This is a genomic window from Streptomyces sp. TLI_105, assembly GCF_900105415.1.
Classification (GTDB): domain Bacteria; phylum Actinomycetota; class Actinomycetes; order Streptomycetales; family Streptomycetaceae; genus Streptomyces.
Genome location: NZ_FNSM01000001.1, coordinates 1,031,059 through 1,049,409, shown reverse-complemented (window position 1 = coordinate 1,049,409; position 18,351 = coordinate 1,031,059). Strand labels below are relative to the sequence as shown.

Genomic DNA, 18,351 nt, shown 5'->3' with positions numbered 1-18,351 from the left:
ACGGCTGGGGAGGGAGGCGCGACTGGTGAGGGAGGCGCGGCCCTATCGGCCGGCCGTCAGCGCCTCGTGGTCGATGCCCAGTTCGGTCACGAGCGCGTCGTCCACCCACTCCAGCATCGTGGCGCGGCTGAGCGGTCCCTTGTACGAGGTCATCTGCACGGCCAGTCCGTCGAGCAGCGCGGTCAGACGCCAGGCCACGTCCTCGGGGCGGTCGCAGACGAACTCGCCGGCTGCCACGCCCTGCGCGACGACGTCGGCGATCGCGGCCTTCCACTGCTGGTCGAGGTCGTGGGCGACCTTCCTGAGGGCGGGTTCGCGCAGCGCGGCCGCCCAGCTCTCGATCCAGAGCCGCCAGCCCTTCGCCTGTCCGGTCGGCGCGTACCAACGCACGGCCGAGCGAAGCCGGAGCGCGGCGCTGGTACGGGGCTTGTCCAGCAGTCTGCGCAGGTGGGCGAGGTCTCCCTCGGCGGCATGGGCGAAGGCCTCGGCGACGAGCAGTTCCTTGGTGGAGAAGTGGTAGAGCACCAGGGAACCGCTGACTCCGAGCGCCGAGGCGACGTCCGCGATGCGCACGCCGCTGACGCCGCGGGCTTCGATCTGCTCGACGGCGACGCGCAGGATCTCCGCGCGCCGTTCCTCCACGCTCAACCGGACTCTGGCCACGGCTTTACCCTACACAGCTCTTGACAGTGTCGTGTGGCCGGGCTCACAGTGCTGGCTACTGACTGGCCGTTCAGTCAGATGATGTGCCGCTCCGTACGTGACCCTCCCCGTGCTGCCGTAGGAGTCCGCCCCGTGACCCAAGCACCCGTCACCCCCAGCAGGGCCGAAGAGCCCGCACCCGAGACCCCTGACCTCTCCGAGGGCTGGGGCGAACAGCGCGGCCGGCTCCGCAAGGAGCTGCGCCGTTTCGACGTCCTGCTGTTCCTCATATGCACCCTCGTCGGACTGGACACGATCGGATCGGTCGCGGCGCAGGGCCCGCAGGGACTGACCTGGATGGCCATCCTCGCGGTGCTCTTCTTCCTTCCCTACGGACTCCTCGTCGCCGAACTCGGCTCGGCCTTCCCCGTCCAGGGCGGCCCGTACGTCTGGACCCGGCTGGCCTTCGGCCGGCTCACCGCGGGCCTCAACCAGATCCTCTACTGGATCTCCAACCCGGTGTGGGTGGGCGGCAGTCTGTGCATCATCGCCCTCACCACCTGGGAGGAGTTCTTCACGCCGCTGCCCGGTCTGTGGAAGTACGCCGCCGGTCTCGTCTTCATCTGGGGCGGCGCGCTCGCCGTCGTCCAGTCCGTCCGGGTCGGCAAGTGGGTGCCGATCGCGGGCGCCGTCGCGCGCATCGTGCTGCTGGGGTTCTTCCTCGTCTCGGTGGTCGTCTTCGCCGTGCGGAACGGCGTGCACGCCCTGCCCGCGAGCGAGTTCTCACCGACCTACGCCGGTTTCGTGGCGCTCGTCCCCGTCCTGATCTTCAACTACGTCGGCTTCGAACTGCCCAGCTCCGCCGCCGAGGAGATGCGCAACCCGCGCCGTGACATCCCTCTCTCCATCCTCCGTTCCGGCATCGCCTCGCTCCTGCTCTACGGCGGGCCCATCCTCGGCATCATGTTCGTCCTGCCCAGCGAGAAGATCGGCAGCCTCGGCGGTTTCATCGACGCCTGCAAGGCCGTCTTCACGGTCTACGGGGGATCCATCGCCGCGGACGGCACGGTCACCCTCACCGGTGCGGGCGCGGTCTTCGGCGGCATCGCCGCCGCGGGGCTCATCATCGGCCTGCTGACCTCCGGCGTCACCTGGGCGATGGGCGCGCACCGTGCCCAGGCCGTGGCCTGCGCCGACGGCGCCGGGCCGGCCTGGCTCGGCACGATCTCCGAGAAGCACGGCACCCCGGTGCGGGTGAACCTGCTCTCGGCGGTCCTCGCGTCGATCCTCCTCGTCGCCGCCCTCAACCTCACTGAGGGCGACGGCGAGAAGTACTTCGCGGCGGGCCTGGGTCTGACGATCTGCACGACCTTCATCTCGTACGTCATCACCTTCCCGAGCCTGGTGGTGCTGCGCCGCAAGTACCCCGACACTCCACGCCCGTACGCCGTCCCGGGCGGTCGCCTCGGCGCCTGGACGGTCACCGCGCTCGCGACCGGCCTGGTCGCCTTCACGGTGGTCGTGCTGATCTGGCCGGGCTTCGGCGTCGGCTGGTTCGGCACGGAGGGTTCCCCCGCGGACTCCCTGCCCGAGGCCTTCGCCGGCCAGCGCTCCGCGTACACGCTGAGCCAGGTCGTGCCGTTGCTGATCATCGCGGTCATCGGCCTCGTCTTCTACGCGGCGGGCGCGAAGACCCGTCGTACGAAGAGCTGAGGTCCAGGCCGGGCGACCGAGAGCCGGCACACGGGTGACCGTGCTGTCGTCCTCGCGGATGTCCCGCACGTGACGGAAACCGATGTGGCCGAAGAGCGCCGGGAAGCCCGGTCCTCCTCGGCCGCAGCCGTGCGTGCGTCCGGAAGACCGGTGCCGTGGCGAGCACCTGCGGTCCGGCCCGGCTCGATGTCCCGGCGGTCGAGCATGCGGAGAGCCGGCCACCCATGCCGGTGCCCCCCCTCAGACGTGGGAGGGCCGGCACCGGCATGGGCGGCCGGCTCTCCGCATGCCTGAGGGGCGGCCCACGGGCCGCCCCTCGCTGCGTACGGTCTGCTCCGCTACCCGGCCGACCGCCCGTACACCTGCTTCCCCAGCCACTGGCCGCCGTCCACCGTGAGGCACTCGCCGGTCAGGTACGACGCCCCGTCGCCCAGGAGGAACAGCGACGCCTCCGCGACCTCGGCGGGGTCGGCGAAGCGGCCCGCCGGGACCGTGGCCAGAACCTCCTCGCGAGCCTCGTCGGTGGCCCACAGGGCCGCGCCGGCGCCCTCTGTCTCCGTCGGGCCGGGGGCGATGCAGTTCAGGCGGATGCCCAGCGGAGCGAGTTCGACCGCCAGGGTCCGCGTCATGGCCAGGACGCCGGCCTTCGCGGCGGCCGAGTGGACGGTGCCCGGGTGGCCGTGCCAGGCGTACGTGGCGATCACGGAGAGGATCGAGCCGCCGGTGCCCTGCTCGCGCAGCCTGCGGGCGACGGCACGGGTGCAGTAGTACGAGCCGTTGAGGACGATGTCGACGACGGCGCGCCAGCCGCCCGGGGACAGGTCGATGCCGGGGACGACGAAGTTTCCGGCGGCGTTGTTGACCAGCCCGTCCAGCCTGCCGAACCGCTCGACCGCCGCGGCCACCAGCGCGTCCACCGCCTCCGGGTCGCGTACGTCCGTCGGCACCGCGAGGGCCTCCCCGCCGGCCTTCTCGATCAGAGCGACCGTCTCGTCGAGCCGCTGCGGGGTGCGGCCCGCCACGGTGACGCGCGCACCCGCCGCCGCCAGCGCCAGCGCGATCGCGCGGCCGATGCCGCTGCCGCCGCCGGTCACGAGGTACGTACGGCCGGCGAACCGGCCGGGTTCCGATGTCACGTCAGCACTCCATGGGCGTCGAGGGCGACCGCGCCGCCCGGGTGGACGAGCAGCGGATTGACTTCGAGCTCGGTGAGCTCGGGATGCTCGCACGCGGCCCGCGCCAGCGCGCACAGGGCGTCCGCGGCGGCATCCAGGTCGACGGCGGGCGCGCCCCGCCAGCCGGTGAGCAGCGGTGCGTGCCGCAGGGAGAGCAGCAGCTCGCGCGCCCGCCCCGGGGTGAGCGGGGCGAGGGCGAGCGCGGTGTCGGCGAGCAGTTCGGCGGTGACCCCGCCGAGGCCGACCATGGCGACGGGCCCGAACGCCGGGTCGTACCGCACTCCGGCGATGAGCTCGACGGAGTGCGGGTGGACGGCCATCTCCTCGACCGCGTACCGGGTGACGCCGGTGGCGTCACGCATCCGGGCGAAGGCGGCGCGCAGCGCGGTCTCGTCGGCGATGCCGAGGGCCACCCCGCCCGCCTCGGTCTTGTGGGCCAGGCCCATGGCCTTGAGGGCGAGCGGGTATCCGGTGCGGCGGGCGGCGTCGGCCGCTTCGTCGGCCGTGCCGACGAACTCGGCGGTGGGGAAGTCGAGTCCATGGGACCGGAGCAGGGTCCGGACGCTCTCGTACTCCCCGTCCGCGACGGGGCGGGACGGGGACGGCACCCGCTCGGGCGGCGCGTACGGCGTCGCGCGTGCCGGCCGGGCCGCATGGGCCAGGGCGGTCGCGGCCTGCTCGATGCGCTCGTAGACGGGTACGCCGTGTTGGCGCAGCACGGTCAGGGCCGGGGTGTCGCGGGCCATGGTGTGGACGACGAGCAGCCGGCCGGCCCTTCCTGCGGCCTCCGCAAGCTCCTCGGCGACCTCGCACTCCTCGCGGGTCTGGTCGGGGTTGGCGGTGGCGTAGTCGCCGAAGTAGCCGGTGAGGACCGTGGCATCGGTGTCCCCGCCGTCGAGCAGGGCCCGGGTGATCCGGGCGTAGTTGCGGAGGTCCGCCTCCCCGGCGCCCGCGAGGTCGACGGGGTTGCCGCAGCCTCCCCGGCCGGGGAGGTGTGCGGCGACGGCGGCCCGGGTGGCCTCGTCGAGAACGGGGACGTCGAGCCCGCGGGCGGCGAGCGCGTCGGCGGCGAGCGCGCCCTGGCCTCCGCTGTCGCCGACGACGGCGATGCGCGCCGCTTCGGGGGACGCGGGGGCCCCGTCGGCGGCGTCCACGGGCACGGCCCGGCTCAGCCCGAGGCACGACCCCTGTCCCCGCCCTTGTCCCCCTGCCCGCCTCTGCCCCGGTCCGTGCCGTGCCGCCGCCAACAGGACGGCCGTGTCCACCAGTTCGCCCGCCGACTCCAGCAGGATCGCGCCCGTGTCGCGGCAGACGGCGTCCACCACCGCCCGGGCGCTCACCAGCGCGCCCGTGTGGGAGGCCGCCGCGCGGCCGGAGGCCTCGCTGCGGCCGAGGGTCAGCAGCAGGACGGGCTTGCCGGCCGCGTGGGCGGCGGCCAGGGTACGGGCCAGGCGCCGCCCGTCCCGGAAGTCCTCCACGTACGCGGCGACGACGCGCGTCGCTTCGTGGGCGATCAGCGCGTCGAGGGCGTCCGCCGCGTCGATGTCGCGCTGGTTGCCGAGCGAGACGAACCGGGAGAATCCCTGTCCGGCCCGGGCCAGCAGTCTGCCGATCTCGAGTGCGAGGTTGCCGCTCTGCGACACGAGCCCGACCCCGCCTGCCGGGAAGTCGCCCCAGCTCAGGCGTAGTTCGGTGGTGGTGTCGACGACGCCCATGCAGTTGGGGCCGAGCAGCCGCCCGCCGTGCGAGGTGACGAGGGCGGCCAGTTCCCGTTCCTCCTGCGGACCGGACCCGCCGGACGTGATCACGGTGAAGCACCGCGCGCCCGCCGCGAGTCCCTGGACGACCACGGGCCGCACCTGCGGCGGTGGCACCGCGACGACGACCTGCTCGGGGACGGTCGCCAGGGACCCGAGGTCCGGCAGGAAGGGTACGCCGTCGAGGTTGCCGCCCCGCTGGTTGACGAGGTGGACGGTGCGCCGGGAGCGCCCGGCGAGGGCGCCGGAGGCCAGCCAGTAGCCCCACTTGGCGGGGTCGGCGGAGGCCCCGACGACAGCGACGGAACGCGGGTCGAAGAGGGCGTCCAGGCTCATGCGTACCAGCCGAAGCGCGCGGCGATCACCGGCAGCCGGTCCGCGACGACGCCGTGCGCCGCCGCGCGCGGGGTGGTCCCGTCGCGCTCGGCCCGGGTCAGGACCTGCTCGACCAGCGCGCGCATGGAGCGCCGGATGTGGGCGAACGCCTCGTCCGGGTCCGCGCCGATGTCGCCGAAGAGGGTCCACCACCACCAGGCGTTGGTGGCCGAGTTGACGACCACGTCCGGCAGGACGGTGATGCCGCGCGCCGTCAGCAGGTCCTCGGCCTCCGGCAGGACCGGCATGTTGGCCGCCTCGGCGATCCAGCGGGCCGTGATGCCGGCCTGGTTGCCGGCGTCGACCGCATACGAGACGGCGGCCGGGACGAGTACGTCGGCGTCGGCGGACAGCCAGGCGTCGCCGGGCAGTTCGCGGTCGTCCGCGCGCAGGGCGGCGCGGTCCACGGTCCCGTACGCGTCCCGGGCGGCCAGCAGTGCCTCCACGTCCAGGCCGTCCGGGTGGACGATCGTCCCCTTGACGTCGGCCACGGCGACGATCTTCAGCCCGGCCCGGGCCAGGAAGCGGGCGGTCGCCCCGCCCATCGTCCCGAAGCCCTGCACCGACACCCGCGTCCCCGCGTGGGGGACACCGGCCCTGTCCAGCGCCGTCAGGACCGATTCGGCGACCCCGCAGCCGCCCGCCAGCTCGTCGAGCCCGATGCCGTCCACGTCCACGGCGAACGCGTCCGCGAGCCGGCGCCGGGCCGCGGCCTCGTCGTCGAGCAGCGGGTACACGGCCTGGATCGAGGAGACCAGACCGGCCTCGGCGGCCGCGCGGTCGACGAGGTCCTGGGTGAGACCGAGGTCCTCGCCGGTGGTCCAGAAGTGCTCGATGTGCGGCCGCATCGCGCGGAGGTAGCGGACCAGCACCCCGTACGCCTCGGGGTCGCGCGGGTCGCAGTCGATGCCGCCCTTGGCGCCGCCGAGCGGGATGTAGCGGCCCTCGGGGTTGTAGTGCAGGGCCTCCTTCATCGTCATGCCGCGGGCCAGGCCGGCGACCTCGTCGAGGGTGCAGCCCTCCCGCATCCGCAGCCCGCCGCTGGAGACGCCGCGCACGAGCCGGTCGATCACCAGGTGGCCCTGGCGGCCGGTCACGTGGTCCGTCCAGGTGAGGGAGATGAGAGGGGTGTGCGTGAGGGTGGTCGCGGTCTCGGGCGTCATCGGGGGGACTCCTCGGGAACGTCGGGAACTTCGGGAACGGTGAGGACGGTGGGTCCGGGAGTGGTCAGCGCGTGGGCCAGGGCGTCGGCGAGCTCCTCCGGCGAACGGGCCACCGCACCCCGGCCGCCGTAGGCGCGGGCGAGCGCGGGGAGGTCGACGGCGGGCAGGTCCACCGCCAGGGGAGTGTCCCCGCGGGCCGCCATCTCCTCGCGGATCTCGCCGTAGCCGCCGTTGTCGAAGACCACGACGGGAAGCGGGAGCCGAAGCTGTGCGGCGGTGGCGAGCTCCTGCACGGAGAACTGCAGGCCGCCATCGCCGCTGAGGGCGACGACCTGCCGCTCGGGGCACGCGGTCTTCGCGCCGATCGCGGCGGGCAGGGCGTAGCCGAGGGTGCCGAAACCGGTGGGGTGCAGATAGCGGCCTTCGGGGCCGAGGGGCAGATGGGGCAGTGCGCCGTAGTAGCAGCACTGGGCGCTGTCGGAGGTGAGGACGGCGTCCTCGGCGAGGACGCGGCGCACGGCGTGGAGGTACGGCAGCCAGCGCGCGTCGCGGCTACGGGTCTCGTCGTCCCGGGCGGTACGGAGGGCACGGACGCCGACGGGGTCCGCGGGGACGTTGTCGCTTCCTCCTCGGCACTCGGCGAGCAGCGCCTGGAGCAGGGCACGTGCGTCGCCCACCAGGGGCACGTCCGCCGGGAGCCCCGCGTACATCTGGGCGGGGTCCACGTCGACCCGGATCAAGGTGCCCGTCAGGGCCGGCGGCGGACCCCAGATGTCGGACTCGGCCAGCTCCGTGCCGACGGCGAGGATCACGTCGCGGTCAGCCAGCCACTTCTGCACGGTCGGGCTGTGCAGCGACACGCCCAGCGAGAGCGGATGGCGCTCGTCCATCACGCCCTTGCCGTTGGCGGTGGTCACGGCCGGCGCGCCCAGCTCCTCGGCGAGCGCCGCGCATTCCGCGGCCGCCGCCCGGGCCCCTCCGCCCAGGACCAGCGCGGGCCGCCGGGCCGCGCGCAGGGCTTCGGCCGCCTTCCCCACGGCCACCGGGTCGGGCGCAGGGGGTCCGGCGAGCGGTGCACGCCGTACGGGCCCTGCCGGCTCCACGGTCTCCAGCAGGTCCAGCGGCACCTCGATGTGTACCGGACGGGGCCGGCCCGTACGGAAGAGAGCGAAGGCCCGTGCCACCGCCGAGCCGATCTCCTCCACCGACGACACCCGGTGGCTGAAGGCCGCGACGCCGCGCAGAGCCTCGGTCTGGCTGCGCATCTCGTGGAGGAGCCCGGTGGACTGCCGGGGGTGCCGCAGCGGCATGCCGGGGGAGACGACGAGCAGCGGCACGCTGTCGGAGTAGGCCTGGCCGACGGCGGCGGCGATGTTCAGCAGGGCGGGGCCGGTGGTGGTGATCGCGACACCGGGTCGGCCGGATACTCGGGCGTACGCGTCGGCGGCGTATCCCGCACCCTGTTCATGACGGGGCGTCACATGACGTATTCCGTAGGTCCGGAGGTGGCGGTAGATCTCCAGGTTGTGCGTGCCGGGGATCCCGAAGGCGTCGGTGACGCCGTGCGAGGCGAGGGCGCGGACGACGGCCTCGCCGCCGGTGACGGCCTCGCCCTCCTCGGGCGGAGTCGTCATCACAGGCCCCGCGAGATCACGAGCCGCATGATGTCCGAGGTGCCCTCCTCGATCTCCTCCAGCTTGGCGTCCCGCATCCACTGCTCCACCGGGTACTCACGCGAGTAGCCCCAGCCGCCGAGGGTCTGCACGGCGGCCCAGGTGCAGTACGCGGCCGTCTCCGAGGCGGTCAGTTTGGCCATGGCGGCCTCGGTCGTCGCGGACAGGCCGGCGTCCAGGCGCTTGGCCGCGCGCCAGGTCATCAGGCGGGCCTGCTCGATCCGGGTCCGCATGTCGGCCAGCCGGAACGCCACCGCCTGGTGCTCGATGATCGGCTTGCCGAACTGCTGCCGGGTGCGCGCGTAGTCGCGTGCGTACTCGTACGCGGCCCGCGCCACGCCGGTCGCCGCCGCCCCCAGCACGACCCGCGAGATGTCGAAGGTCCGCATGAGCCCCTGGAAGCCCTGCCCCTCCTCTCCGAGGCGGTTCTCCTCGGGCACGAAGGCGTCGGCGAGGAAGATCTCCCGGCACACGATGGCGCGCTGGCCCATCTTGCGCATGGGCTCGCCGAAGGTGACGCCGGGAGTGTCCTTGCGCAGCAGGAAGGCGGTCACGCCCCTGGAACGCCGAGTGGGATCGGTCTTGGCGAAGACGACGTACTGCTCGGCCTCCCCCGCGTTGGAGATCCAGGCCTTCTGGCCGCTCAGCAGGTAGCCACCGGCGGTGCGGGTGGCCGTCGTCACGATGGACGCGGCGTCGGAGCCGGCGCCGGGTTCCGTGGTGGCCAGGGCGGTCATCGGGGTGTCGGGGCCGGTCAGCGGGGTGAGCCAGGTCCGCTTCTGTTCCTCGGTGCCGAGTTCGAGCACCGGGTCGGCGAAGAAGCCGTTGGAGCAGAGCAGGTTTCCGATGCCGAGGTCGCCGACGCACAGCTCCTCCTGCACGAGGCACTGGGTGAAGACGTCGGTGAAGCCGCCGCCTCCGTACTCCTCGGGAAGCATGAAGCCGGTGATGCCGACCTTGGCGGCCTTGTGCCACAGGTCCCACGGTGTCTCGACGTCGGCCTCGTCCACGGCGCGCGCCCGCGGGCGGATCTCGTCACGGGCGAAGGCCCGGGTGAGCTCGAGGATGCCACGCTGCTCGGGGGTGAACGGAACCAGCTCGGTGGGGAGGTCGGACATGGTGCCTCCAGGTGTGGCAACGGGGTCACTAACTGAACCGTCAGTCAGTATCGAGAGGCGTCGGCGGCACTGTCAACGCCCCGGATCCGTCCACTTCCGACCGCCGCCTCCGGACCAGGGTCCGGGAGTCGTGGGTCGGCTGCCGGCTCGTCGGGGTGGCGGTGATCACGGATGCCCGCGGGGGAGCGCTGCGCAGGCTTGTGGCATCGTCGCGATGGGATCCGGACGGGCGGGCGACCCCCTTTCGTCGCCACCTGATGATGGGCCAGGAATCTCGGCGAGGGGCCGGCGTGAGTCCTGGAAGACCCGGGGGAAGCTGCCCGGACCTGCGACTCGCAGTGCGGCGCCGGTGTGCGGATCTCGGCGCTGGATCGGATGGTTCGCTCCATGGCCCGACAGCTCGCCCGCGGCATGGGTCCTTCTTCAAGGACTGCGGCTGCGCCGGACCCGCCCGCTGCCCTCACCCGTACTCGATCCGTTTCCGCGAGGCGCTCGGCAAGCAGCGCGAGGAGTCCGGATGCGACATGCAGGACGACGCGATCGAGCGGTACGAGGAGAAGCACGGCGCCACGCAGGACGGCTACCTGCTGCGCGGCCCGGGCGGCTGCTTCACTCCTGGTGGCACGCGCGCTGCACCCCCGCTGACCGGCCGGAACGGCCGTGACGGTCGTTGTCGGTGGAGTGCTGGTCCGCGAATGGCCCGGATCCTGGTGTCAGCTACCCCCACTCGGTGGGGACATGGGTTCGACCGCGGGCAGGAGCGCCACCGTGGGACGTCACCTTCCACCAGTACGTGTGGTGCTGGGGCCGCAACGTCGTCGCCCACGGGACGGCCCACATCTTCGGGCTGCCCGGTCCGCATCGACCGCCACCGCGTCACACTCCCGGACGGCGTCCTCGAGCTGCCCGCGAACCGCGACGTATGCCCGCCGGAGCCGTCAGAGCCGGACCGTCCAGCTGACCGTGGACCTCATCGTCCGGGCGATGGCGCGGTCCCGCACCGAGGGCGTACGGTCCTCGGCGGTGAGGGACAGCGTGTGGGTCCGAAGGTCGAGCAGCCGCAGGGCCGGGTCGGACACCCGTACGTCGGTGCGGCCCGCGAGGGACTTCATCTCCCGCCCGTCCAGGTACCAGCGGATCGTGAGTTGACGCCCGTCCGCCCCCGTCAGCCGGGGCACGAGGGCTTGGGCGGTGTCGCCCCTGCGGAGGGTGCGATCGGTGGGCGTGACGGGGGAGGCGATGCGCGCCTCGCGGTAGAAGCCGGCGATCATCGCCTCCACTCCGGGCAGATTGAAGGGCTTGCCGAGGGAGCGCATCATGGAGTTCTCGGTGGGGCGCCGCAGTCCGGTGACGTAGTAGCCGCCGCCCTCGTACGCGCCGACGACGCCGCCGTCGGGAGACTGCTCGCCGAGCCAGCGGTGCCACTTGGTGTCCCGGTCGGCCATGTCGTCGGCGGTGAAAGTCGTGATGTTGGAGTCGGCGGGCTCGGGACCCACGTAGCGCTCGTAGCCGGGGTAGTCGGGGTAGAAGTACTCGTCGGCGAGCTTGCCCAGGGAGTGGCCGGTCTCGTGGATCGCGACCTGGCCGGATTTCTCGTTGCCCGCCGAGGCCGTTGATATGCCCTCGTAGCCGAGGGTCTTGCTGGGCTCGTTGTAGCCCGCGCCGCCGTACTTGGTGCTGTTGGCGAGGACGAGCACCAGGTCGGCCTCGGGGGCCTTCGCCACGTATCCGTCGACCTTGTCCTGGTCGACGCAGAGCAGCCGCTCGATGCCGTCGCACCAGAAGTACGAGCCGAGAGCCGTGTCCCGGAGGGTGCCGGGAGAGGGGTCGCCGGAGACGCCGGACTGGTTCGAGACGGCGTCGACGGTCCAGACGTTGAAGAGGTTGCGGTAGGTGGTGTACGGCTCGACGGCCGTCAGCTCGGCCCATTTCTGCTGGGCGTCGGCGTGGAAGCGGGGCAGTTCGGCGACGGTGTAGCCGTCTCCGACGACGACGATGTCGAGCCGGTCGGCGATGGGGCCGTTGTCGACCACCTTGGTCACCTCGCCGTCGGCGACCGCCTCGGTCGCCGTCAGGCGGGAGGCCGGCTGGTTCCTGCCCTCCGGAGGCACATGCGTGTGGCCGGATCCGGCGAGCGTCCCGTGTTCCGGCCCGGGTATCTCGATCTCGACTCCGGCCGTGGAGGGTGCCGTCGGGTCCGCGGCGGCGCTGCCGGGTGCGGCGGCGAGGACGGCCGCGAGGGCGACGGCCACTCCGGCCGCCATGGCACCGCGTCGTGCTGAACGCATGAAATCAGCCCCTTGTCAGGCGAGTTAACCGCCTCAGTAAATGTGCTGAACAAGTTGCTTAACCTAGGGGGAAGGCGAGGGGTGCGCAATGCCTACTGCTTCTGGATACTGGGGAGTTCACGAACCAGGGGGTCCACATGGACGATCCGGCCACGATCGGCCACCGAGTGCAGCGCCTGCGCACTCAACGCGGGCTGACACAGCGGCAGTTGGCCGAGCCTTCGTACACCCCCGCGTACGTCTCGACGCTGGAGTCGGGCAAGGTCAGGCCTTCGGAGACCGCACTGCGCTTCCTCGCGGAGCGGCTCGGCACGTCGTACGAAGAACTGGCCACCGGCCGCCCCGCGCACCTCGCCACCGAGCTGCGGCTCGCCCTCTCCGACGCCCACCAGCAGCTGGCCACCGGGACGGCGGACGAGGCCGCCGTGCGCTACCGCCGGCTCCTCGCCGACGCGGAGCACCTCGGACTCGTTCCCGAGCAGGCCGAGGCGCTGCTCGGACTCGGCGACTGTGCCCTGGAGACCGGTGAACTGGTCGACGCGGGGCATCACTTCCAGGCCGCCGAGCGGCTCCTCGCCGAGGAGCCGCTGCCCCGCCGCGCACGCGCGATCCGGGGCCGTGCCGTCGCACACCTCCTGGCGGGGGAACTGCGTTACGCCTGCTACCTGCTCGAATCCACCATCGACGAGCTCGGTGCGAGCGGCCTGGCCGACCCCGAGGCGCTGGTCATCCTGTACGCAGCCGTGATCGGCCCGTACATCGACATGGGTGCACACGCCCGTGCCGCGCACGCCGCCGAGCTCGCCCTGGCGCTGGCTCCGCAGGTCGACGATCCGGCGCTGGTGGCGGGCATGCACCGGCAGGTGGCTCGCACCTTCCTCGCCGAGGGGCGCACGGCCGAGGCCGACGCCTCACTGGCCAAGGCGCAGGCGATCTACCAGCAGCTGAGCCTGTGCACCGATCTCGCGCACTGCCACTGGATGCGCGGCTACGTTCAGGCTCAGAAGGGCGAACTGGCTTCAGCCGAAAAGGAGTTGCGAGCCGCCCGGGACATGCTGAATGCCAAGCGCGCGGCTCTGTTCACCGCGCAGGTGGAGGTGGAGTTGGCCGATGTCCTCCGGCGGCTCGGACGGCACGACGAGGCGTCGGATCTGCTCTCTGCATTTCTTGAGCTGGGTGACCGGCACGGCGCGGTGCACGCGGGGGGTGCGCACAGGCTGCTCGGGCTGATCGCCGAGGAGCGGGGGGACAGCGAGACCGCCGAGGAGCACTACGTCATGGCGCTCGGACTGCTGGAGCGCAGCGGCGCGAGCGGCGACCTCGCCGATCTGTGCCGTCTGCTGGGCGACCTCCTGCGCCGCGGCGGCCGCACCGAGGCCGCGCTGGACGCGTACCGTACGGGGCTGGGCCATCGCTCGCCCCCCGGCACGACGACGCTGGGGCCGGCTCCGACGGCACTGGCGTTCCCGCGGCGCTGAACGAGCAGCCGACAGTCTCCTTCCCACATGGTCCGGATCTCGGTTTCGCGACGCCGCCCATTGTGCCGACGGAGGACCCGGTACTGCTCGGGGGCGTCCCGGCGGAGTATGCAGGCCCGCAGGACGACCATGCGGCTGCCGCGTCTGTGAGCGTCTTGCGGATGAGGACATGGAGCTTGACTCCGATGAGGGGACCGGCGGCGGGGTCGAGGAGCCGGTGGTGGGACGGCGGCACGGCCGAGGCGGTCGCCCCGGTAGCGGCGGGCGTTGTGGACGCCCTGGATCCGGGCGTCCTTGCTGCACGGGGCCGCGATCTGCCGGTCGCGGCCGGCCGTCACCCGGGGCACGCGAGCGGCCGAGCTGCTCCTGAAGGAGACCGGCGACCAGGCGGACGACCACCGCCACGACCAGGTGGTGTTCCGGCCGGAACCGGTCGTCCGCCGATCGAACCTCACCCCGCGCTGATCGGACCTGTCGGCCCGGGGACCCCGGCGTACATCTCGCTGAGGAGTCGTCGACAGCCGCGTAGCACTTGAGGACGACGCCGCGTCCGTATGGAGGCGGACTTCTCGACCGAGAGGGAACCCCGGCCCGCGGTCGCCGTCTTGGTCCTCGTGTCGACTTGATCGTCGAGTCGACACGAGGAGGGGTGTGATGGCAGGTCAGGTGCGTGGGACGAGGCGGGCGAAGGCATCGGCGCCGGAGTACCAGGGTGCTCTCGAATCGTTGTCGGTGAACGCCTCACTGCCCGAGGTGCTGGCGCGGGGCATGGAGGAGCTGCGGTCGGCGGAACGGGCCGGGGACCGGCGGGAGGAGGCGCGCTGCGGGCTGGCCGTGGCAGAGGCCTACCGCAGGCTCGGGCGCGTCGAGGAGGCCGACCGGGCGTGGAAGGCGAGCTACCGGGCGGCTCGTTCGGCCGGTCACGAGGGGGCCATGGCGTGGGCTCTGTGGAGCGGCGGCACGCTGGCCCGACAGCGCGGTGCGTTCAGGCTGGCGTACCGGCTGCTGAGGCTGGCCGCCGAGACGGGCGAGCGGGGCGGTGACGTCGTCGTGCGCGGCTACTCGCTGGCGGGGCTCGCCGAGACCGGGCGCATCCAGGGCGATTACGCGGCGGTGAGGAGACTGCACGAGCAGCTGCTTGCCGAGGCCCGCCGCCGAGGCGAGGCCCGGCACACGGTGTGGGCGCTGGAGGGCATCGCGCAGATGCACCGCAACACCGGCGAATACGACGAGGCCCTGGCCCTGTTCGAGGAGGCGGCCGAGACGGCGTCCCGAGCCGAGGACCGGCGCGGGTGGGCATGGGCGCTGCGCGGCATCGCGGACGTGGTGTCCGTGCGCGACGCCGACGTGGAGCGCGCCCTGTCGCTGCTGTCCCAGGCGGAGGAGGCCTGCCGGGAGATGCGGCTGTCCAGTGCGCTCGCCTACAACCACAAGATGCGCGGCAACGTCCTGTACCGGGCGGGCCGCTACGAGCAGGCCCGTGAGATGTACGCGCTGGCCCTTGAGGAGTTCCACGAGATGGACGAGCCGCGCGGGACGGCGCTGTCGCGACTGGGGCTGGTCAAGGCCTCCGCCCACCTGGGCCGCGACGCCGCGCACACTGCCGCGGACCTGGCCGAACTGCGCTCCACGCTGGACCGTATCGGGCTGCGGCATGCCCGGGACATGGTGGACAAGGCAGCGGCCGAACTGGGGGTCGGGCCGCTGCCGGACCACGACGGCCAAGAGCAGGGCGCCGCGAGGCCCGTGCTGCCGGCGGTCGGGGCCGAGGCGCTTCAGGCCGCCGGTGCGGAGGGCCTGCGGTGAGCGCCGTCCCGACACCGTTCTCGCCGGTGTGCTTGCCGGGCGCCGCAGTCGTGGCCACGGTGCGTGCCTCTCGTGATCACGACATTGATCGCGACATTGATCGCGAGATCGGTCACGACGCAGCGCCGGCCCGTGTCCTGGAGCGTTGTCGTGAACTCGTCCGGCCTGCACTGGTGGAGGCGGTGGGCAGCCTCCATCCGTGGACCGGTGAGATGGCGGCGTACGCGCTGGGCTGGTCAGACCTGGCCGGTACTCCGGATTCCGGCGGGTCCGAGGGCAAGGGAGTGCGCCAGGCGCTCGCCGTGCTCGGGGCGGAGGCGGTCGGGGCGGATGGCGCGGAGGCCGTTCCCGGCGCCGTGGCCGTCGAACTCGTGCACACCTTCTCGCTCCTCCACGACGACATCATGGACGGCGACGCCCTGCGCCGGCAGCGGCCTGCGGTGTGGAAGGCGTACGGGACCGGCCCGGCCGTTCTCGCCGGCGACGCGCTTCTCGCCCAGGCCGTGGCCACCCTGGCCGAGACCCCGGGCCGGCACGCGGCGGCCGCGGTCCGCTGCCTCTGCCGGACCCTGAACGCGCTGGTGTCCGGCCAGGCACAGGACCTGCGCTTCGAACACCGTCCGTGGTACGGCCCCGGCGCAGTCGGACCGGAGCAGTACCGGTCGATGGCCGAACACAAGACGGGCGCCCTGCTGGGGTGCGCCGTCGCGCTCGGCGCGGTCCTCGGCGGCGCCCCCGACCGGACCGTGACCACGCTCGAACGGGCAGGCCGCCATCTCGGCCTCGCCTTCCAGGCGGTGGACGACATCCTCGGCATCTGGGGCGACCCCGCCGTGACCGGCAAACCCGTTCACGCCGACCTGCGCAGGGGCAAGAAGACCTACCCGATGCTCGCGGCACTGGCAGGCGGGGGCAGGGCCGCGCGCGAACTGGCGGCGCTGCTCGACCCTCCCCAGCCGCTCGACCACGAGGCCGCCGCACACGTCGCGGCACTCGTGGAGGAGCTGGGCGGGCGGACCGCGACCCGCGACGAAGCGCGCCGGCACCTGGACACCGCCCGCCGCGCGCTGCGCGACGCGTCCCTCACGCACACGGCCGCACAGCAATTGGACAGGCTGTTCACGTACGTGCTCGACCGGACCAGGTGATCACCGATCCGCCTCGGTGACCACCCCGTCGGTGACGGCTCGACGACGGGGGCCCGCAGCGGAGCACGGGAGAGACCGACCCTGAACACCCCGCTCGCTGAGGTGTTGTCCGTTACGCCGCTCACGCTGGTGCCGGCCTTGTGCGGTCAACAGGCCCTTCGGCCGACCGGAGGCCGTCGTCGCGGTTCCGGCGGCACCCGCCGCCTTGCCCATGCGGAACCGGAGGCCGACACGACAGCGCTGCGCAGACACGTCACCTTCCCGACTGGAGGGCGCCCCAGGTGCCGGAGCCGACGATGCCGTCGACCGTCAGAGCGCGTGAGGACTGGTAGTCGCGCACGGCCTGGTCGGTGTCCGGGCCGAAGGCGCCGTCGACGGCCACCGTCCGGCCGAGCGCGGCGGTCAGGGCACGCTGGAGTCGGGTGACGGCTTCTCCCGTCGAGCCGCTCTGGACCGTGGGGGTGGCTCCGCGGGACAGCAGGGCGGTCCAGGTCTTCGGCCCGATCACTCCGTCCGCGGTGAGCCCCGTGCCGCTCTGGAAGTTCTGGGTGGCGGTGGTCGTGGCGGCGCCGAACGTCCCGTCCGGGGCGCCCGGGTCGTATCCGGCGGCTTTGAGCAGGCACTGGGCCGCCTTGACCTGCTCTCCGGTCGAGCCGCTCCCGACAGCGGGGTACGCGGTGAAGTCGAGGTTCGTCCCCGTGCAGGTGGGCGCGGGCGGTGTGCCGGCGCCCACGTCCAGGTAGTCGCGGTCGATGTTGATCGAGTAGCCGCCGTAGGACTCGGTGACCTCGCCTGCGTACTGGTGGATGCGCTGGTGACCGGCCCAGGAGGTGGACGGAACGTAGGAACCGGTGTTGGTGTCGGCGGCGCCGTTCCACCAGGCGTAGAAGATGTGGTCGACCCGCGTGTAGGCGCTGTTGCCGTACTCGCTCGCGGCGTCCTTGATGCCGGAGGACGCGCTGGAGTAGAAGCCCGCCAGATAGCCGCCGCTGTGCAGCCGCTCGGTCCAGCCGGACAGGTACGACAGCACGGCCGCCTTGCAGGAGGCCGTGGAGGCGTATCCCTCGATGTCGCTGTAGACGGCGCTGCCCGCGGGGATGCCGAGGTTCGCCGCGGCGGTGAGGGCGGCGGCCGCCGCTGCGACGCCCTGGGACTTGGCGGTGGCGGGGTCGGTGGACATCTTCAGGGAGAAGCCCGTGCACGGGGCCTGGCGGCCGACGTCGATGGGGATCAGCCGCCAGCCGTTGCCGGTCTGACCGGTCACCCAGCTCGCGGTCAGATTCGGCTGCGCACAGCCGCGGAAGGAGCCGCTGATGTAGACGCCGACCGCACTGTACGGTGAGCCGGCCCGCCAGGCGTTCATGGCGGCCTGGGAGGGCGCGGCGCAGGTGTCGAAGCCCTTGCCCAGGTAGCTTCCGGGTTGCGGTCCGGCCGCGGTCAGGGGGGTGGCGTCAGGCCGCTGGGAGGTGCGGGGCAGCTCGGTGCGCCTGGCACCCGGGGTGAGCTCGGCCGAGGCCAGAACACCGCGCACCAGCTGCTCGGTCGCCGGGGTGTGGGCGGCGGTGACGAGCACACCGGCGTCCTCGACCGCGATCTGGATGGTGTCGTTGCTGGACACGGCGGTCGGGGCGGTGGCCCTGCCGCGTGGGGTCCTTGAGGTCGCCGCCGTCACCTGTCCGGCGGAGCGGGCGGTGAGGGGCTCCACGACAATGCCTGCCGTACGGCCCACGAGGTGTGCGGGGCAATCGCTCTGCTCGGCGGGCTCGCCGAGGTAGACGGCGGGTCGGTCGAATCGGATACAGGCCTGCGGGCTCTCGGCCAGATCGACGACCTGCCAGTCGGCGGGGACCTCGATGCGGTAGCCGTGGTAGCTGACGGCCTGTCGGCCGGCCCCGGGCGGGGAGGCGGCCGAGGCGGATCCGGGCGCGGCGAACGCCCCGATACCGGCGAGCACCGCCAGCGTGGCCGTTCCGGCACGGACGCGCCAGGGGATGCGGGAGGACATCAGGGCACTC

13 protein-coding genes are annotated in these 18,351 nt (G+C 72.8%); 5 read left to right on the top strand and 8 right to left on the bottom strand.

The window, feature by feature from the left end; genetic code table 11:
* Positions 1–42 precede the first annotated feature (42 nt).
* On the bottom strand, positions 43–663 hold the full coding sequence (locus tag BLW86_RS04825; RefSeq protein WP_256341217.1) for a TetR/AcrR family transcriptional regulator: 621 nt from the start codon (positions 661–663) through the stop codon (positions 43–45).
* A 132-nt stretch (positions 664–795) separates the two neighbouring features.
* On the opposite strand from BLW86_RS04825, the gene BLW86_RS04820 reads away from it, so the two are divergent.
* Positions 796–2,355 carry an APC family permease gene (locus tag BLW86_RS04820; RefSeq protein ID WP_256341216.1) on the top strand — a complete coding sequence of 520 codons (1,560 nt, stop codon included), beginning with the start codon at positions 796–798 and terminating at the stop codon, positions 2,353–2,355.
* A 338-nt stretch (positions 2,356–2,693) separates the two neighbouring features.
* On the opposite strand, the gene BLW86_RS04815 is transcribed toward BLW86_RS04820, so the two are convergent.
* The 6 genes from BLW86_RS04815 to BLW86_RS04790 all read right to left on the bottom strand — a co-directional run bounded on the left by BLW86_RS04815 (position 2,694) and on the right by BLW86_RS04790 (position 11,904).
* Positions 2,694–3,491, bottom strand: a complete 798-nt coding sequence (locus tag BLW86_RS04815) for an SDR family oxidoreductase (protein ID WP_093872852.1) — start codon at positions 3,489–3,491, stop codon at positions 2,694–2,696.
* The gene (locus BLW86_RS04810) at positions 3,488–5,623 is read right to left on the bottom strand and encodes an acetate--CoA ligase family protein (protein WP_093872851.1); all 2,136 of its coding nucleotides are present in this window, start codon (positions 5,621–5,623) and stop codon (positions 3,488–3,490) included. Before BLW86_RS04810 ends, BLW86_RS04815 begins: the two co-directional genes overlap by 4 nt.
* Positions 5,620–6,825 (bottom strand): glutamate dehydrogenase, encoded by a 1,206-nt coding sequence (locus BLW86_RS04805; protein WP_093872850.1) that lies wholly within the window; start codon positions 6,823–6,825, stop codon positions 5,620–5,622. The genes BLW86_RS04810 and BLW86_RS04805 overlap by 4 nt, the downstream gene beginning before the upstream one ends.
* Positions 6,822–8,459: a 5-guanidino-2-oxopentanoate decarboxylase gene (locus BLW86_RS04800; RefSeq protein ID WP_093872849.1), complete on the bottom strand. Its 1,638-nt coding sequence runs from the start codon at positions 8,457–8,459 to the stop codon at positions 6,822–6,824. The genes BLW86_RS04805 and BLW86_RS04800 overlap by 4 nt, the downstream gene beginning before the upstream one ends.
* On the bottom strand, positions 8,459–9,616 hold the full coding sequence (locus tag BLW86_RS04795) for an acyl-CoA dehydrogenase family protein (RefSeq protein ID WP_093872848.1): 1,158 nt from the start codon (positions 9,614–9,616) through the stop codon (positions 8,459–8,461). The genes BLW86_RS04800 and BLW86_RS04795 overlap by 1 nt, the downstream gene beginning before the upstream one ends.
* Before the next feature lie 938 nt (positions 9,617–10,554).
* Complete coding sequence (locus BLW86_RS04790; RefSeq protein WP_256341215.1) at positions 10,555–11,904, bottom strand: M64 family metallopeptidase; 1,350 nt, start codon at positions 11,902–11,904, stop codon at positions 10,555–10,557.
* A 137-nt stretch (positions 11,905–12,041) separates the two neighbouring features.
* On the opposite strand from BLW86_RS04790, the gene BLW86_RS04785 reads away from it, so the two are divergent.
* The 4 genes from BLW86_RS04785 (at position 12,042) to BLW86_RS04775 (ending at position 16,336) form a co-directional block, all read left to right on the top strand.
* The gene (locus BLW86_RS04785; protein WP_093872846.1) at positions 12,042–13,382 is read left to right on the top strand and encodes a helix-turn-helix domain-containing protein; all 1,341 of its coding nucleotides are present in this window, start codon (positions 12,042–12,044) and stop codon (positions 13,380–13,382) included.
* A 294-nt stretch (positions 13,383–13,676) separates the two neighbouring features.
* The gene (locus BLW86_RS41895; protein ID WP_177181556.1) at positions 13,677–13,847 is read left to right on the top strand and encodes a hypothetical protein; all 171 of its coding nucleotides are present in this window, start codon (positions 13,677–13,679) and stop codon (positions 13,845–13,847) included.
* Between the two features lie 189 nt (positions 13,848–14,036).
* On the top strand, positions 14,037–15,188 hold the full coding sequence (locus BLW86_RS04780; protein ID WP_093872845.1) for a tetratricopeptide repeat protein: 1,152 nt from the start codon (positions 14,037–14,039) through the stop codon (positions 15,186–15,188).
* A 95-nt stretch (positions 15,189–15,283) separates the two neighbouring features.
* Positions 15,284–16,336, top strand: a complete 1,053-nt coding sequence (locus BLW86_RS04775; protein ID WP_177181918.1) for a polyprenyl synthetase family protein — start codon at positions 15,284–15,286, stop codon at positions 16,334–16,336.
* 253 nt (positions 16,337–16,589) lie between these two features.
* Here BLW86_RS04775 and BLW86_RS04770 read toward each other — a convergent pair whose 3' ends face one another.
* The gene (locus BLW86_RS04770) at positions 16,590–18,341 is read right to left on the bottom strand and encodes a glycoside hydrolase domain-containing protein (RefSeq protein ID WP_093872844.1); all 1,752 of its coding nucleotides are present in this window, start codon (positions 18,339–18,341) and stop codon (positions 16,590–16,592) included.
* Between the last annotated feature and the right edge of the window lie 10 nt (positions 18,342–18,351).

What these genes read in the sequence shown, in the direction of transcription:
- BLW86_RS04770 (WP_093872844.1), bottom strand. Translation starts at nt 18,341, where the DNA reads ATGTCCTCCCGCATCCCCTGGCGCGTCCGTGCCGGAACGGCCACGCTG.
- BLW86_RS04800 (WP_093872849.1), bottom strand. Translation starts at nt 8,459, where the DNA reads ATGACGACTCCGCCCGAGGAGGGCGAGGCCGTCACCGGCGGCGAGGCC.
- BLW86_RS04810 (WP_093872851.1), bottom strand. Translation starts at nt 5,623, where the DNA reads ATGAGCCTGGACGCCCTCTTCGACCCGCGTTCCGTCGCTGTCGTCGGG.
- BLW86_RS04785 (WP_093872846.1), top strand. Translation starts at nt 12,042, where the DNA reads ATGGACGATCCGGCCACGATCGGCCACCGAGTGCAGCGCCTGCGCACT.
- BLW86_RS04805 (WP_093872850.1), bottom strand. Translation starts at nt 6,825, where the DNA reads ATGACGCCCGAGACCGCGACCACCCTCACGCACACCCCTCTCATCTCC.
- BLW86_RS04795 (WP_093872848.1), bottom strand. Translation starts at nt 9,616, where the DNA reads ATGTCCGACCTCCCCACCGAGCTGGTTCCGTTCACCCCCGAGCAGCGT.
- BLW86_RS04790 (WP_256341215.1), bottom strand. Translation starts at nt 11,904, where the DNA reads ATGCGTTCAGCACGACGCGGTGCCATGGCGGCCGGAGTGGCCGTCGCC.
- BLW86_RS04780 (WP_093872845.1), top strand. Translation starts at nt 14,037, where the DNA reads ATGGCAGGTCAGGTGCGTGGGACGAGGCGGGCGAAGGCATCGGCGCCG.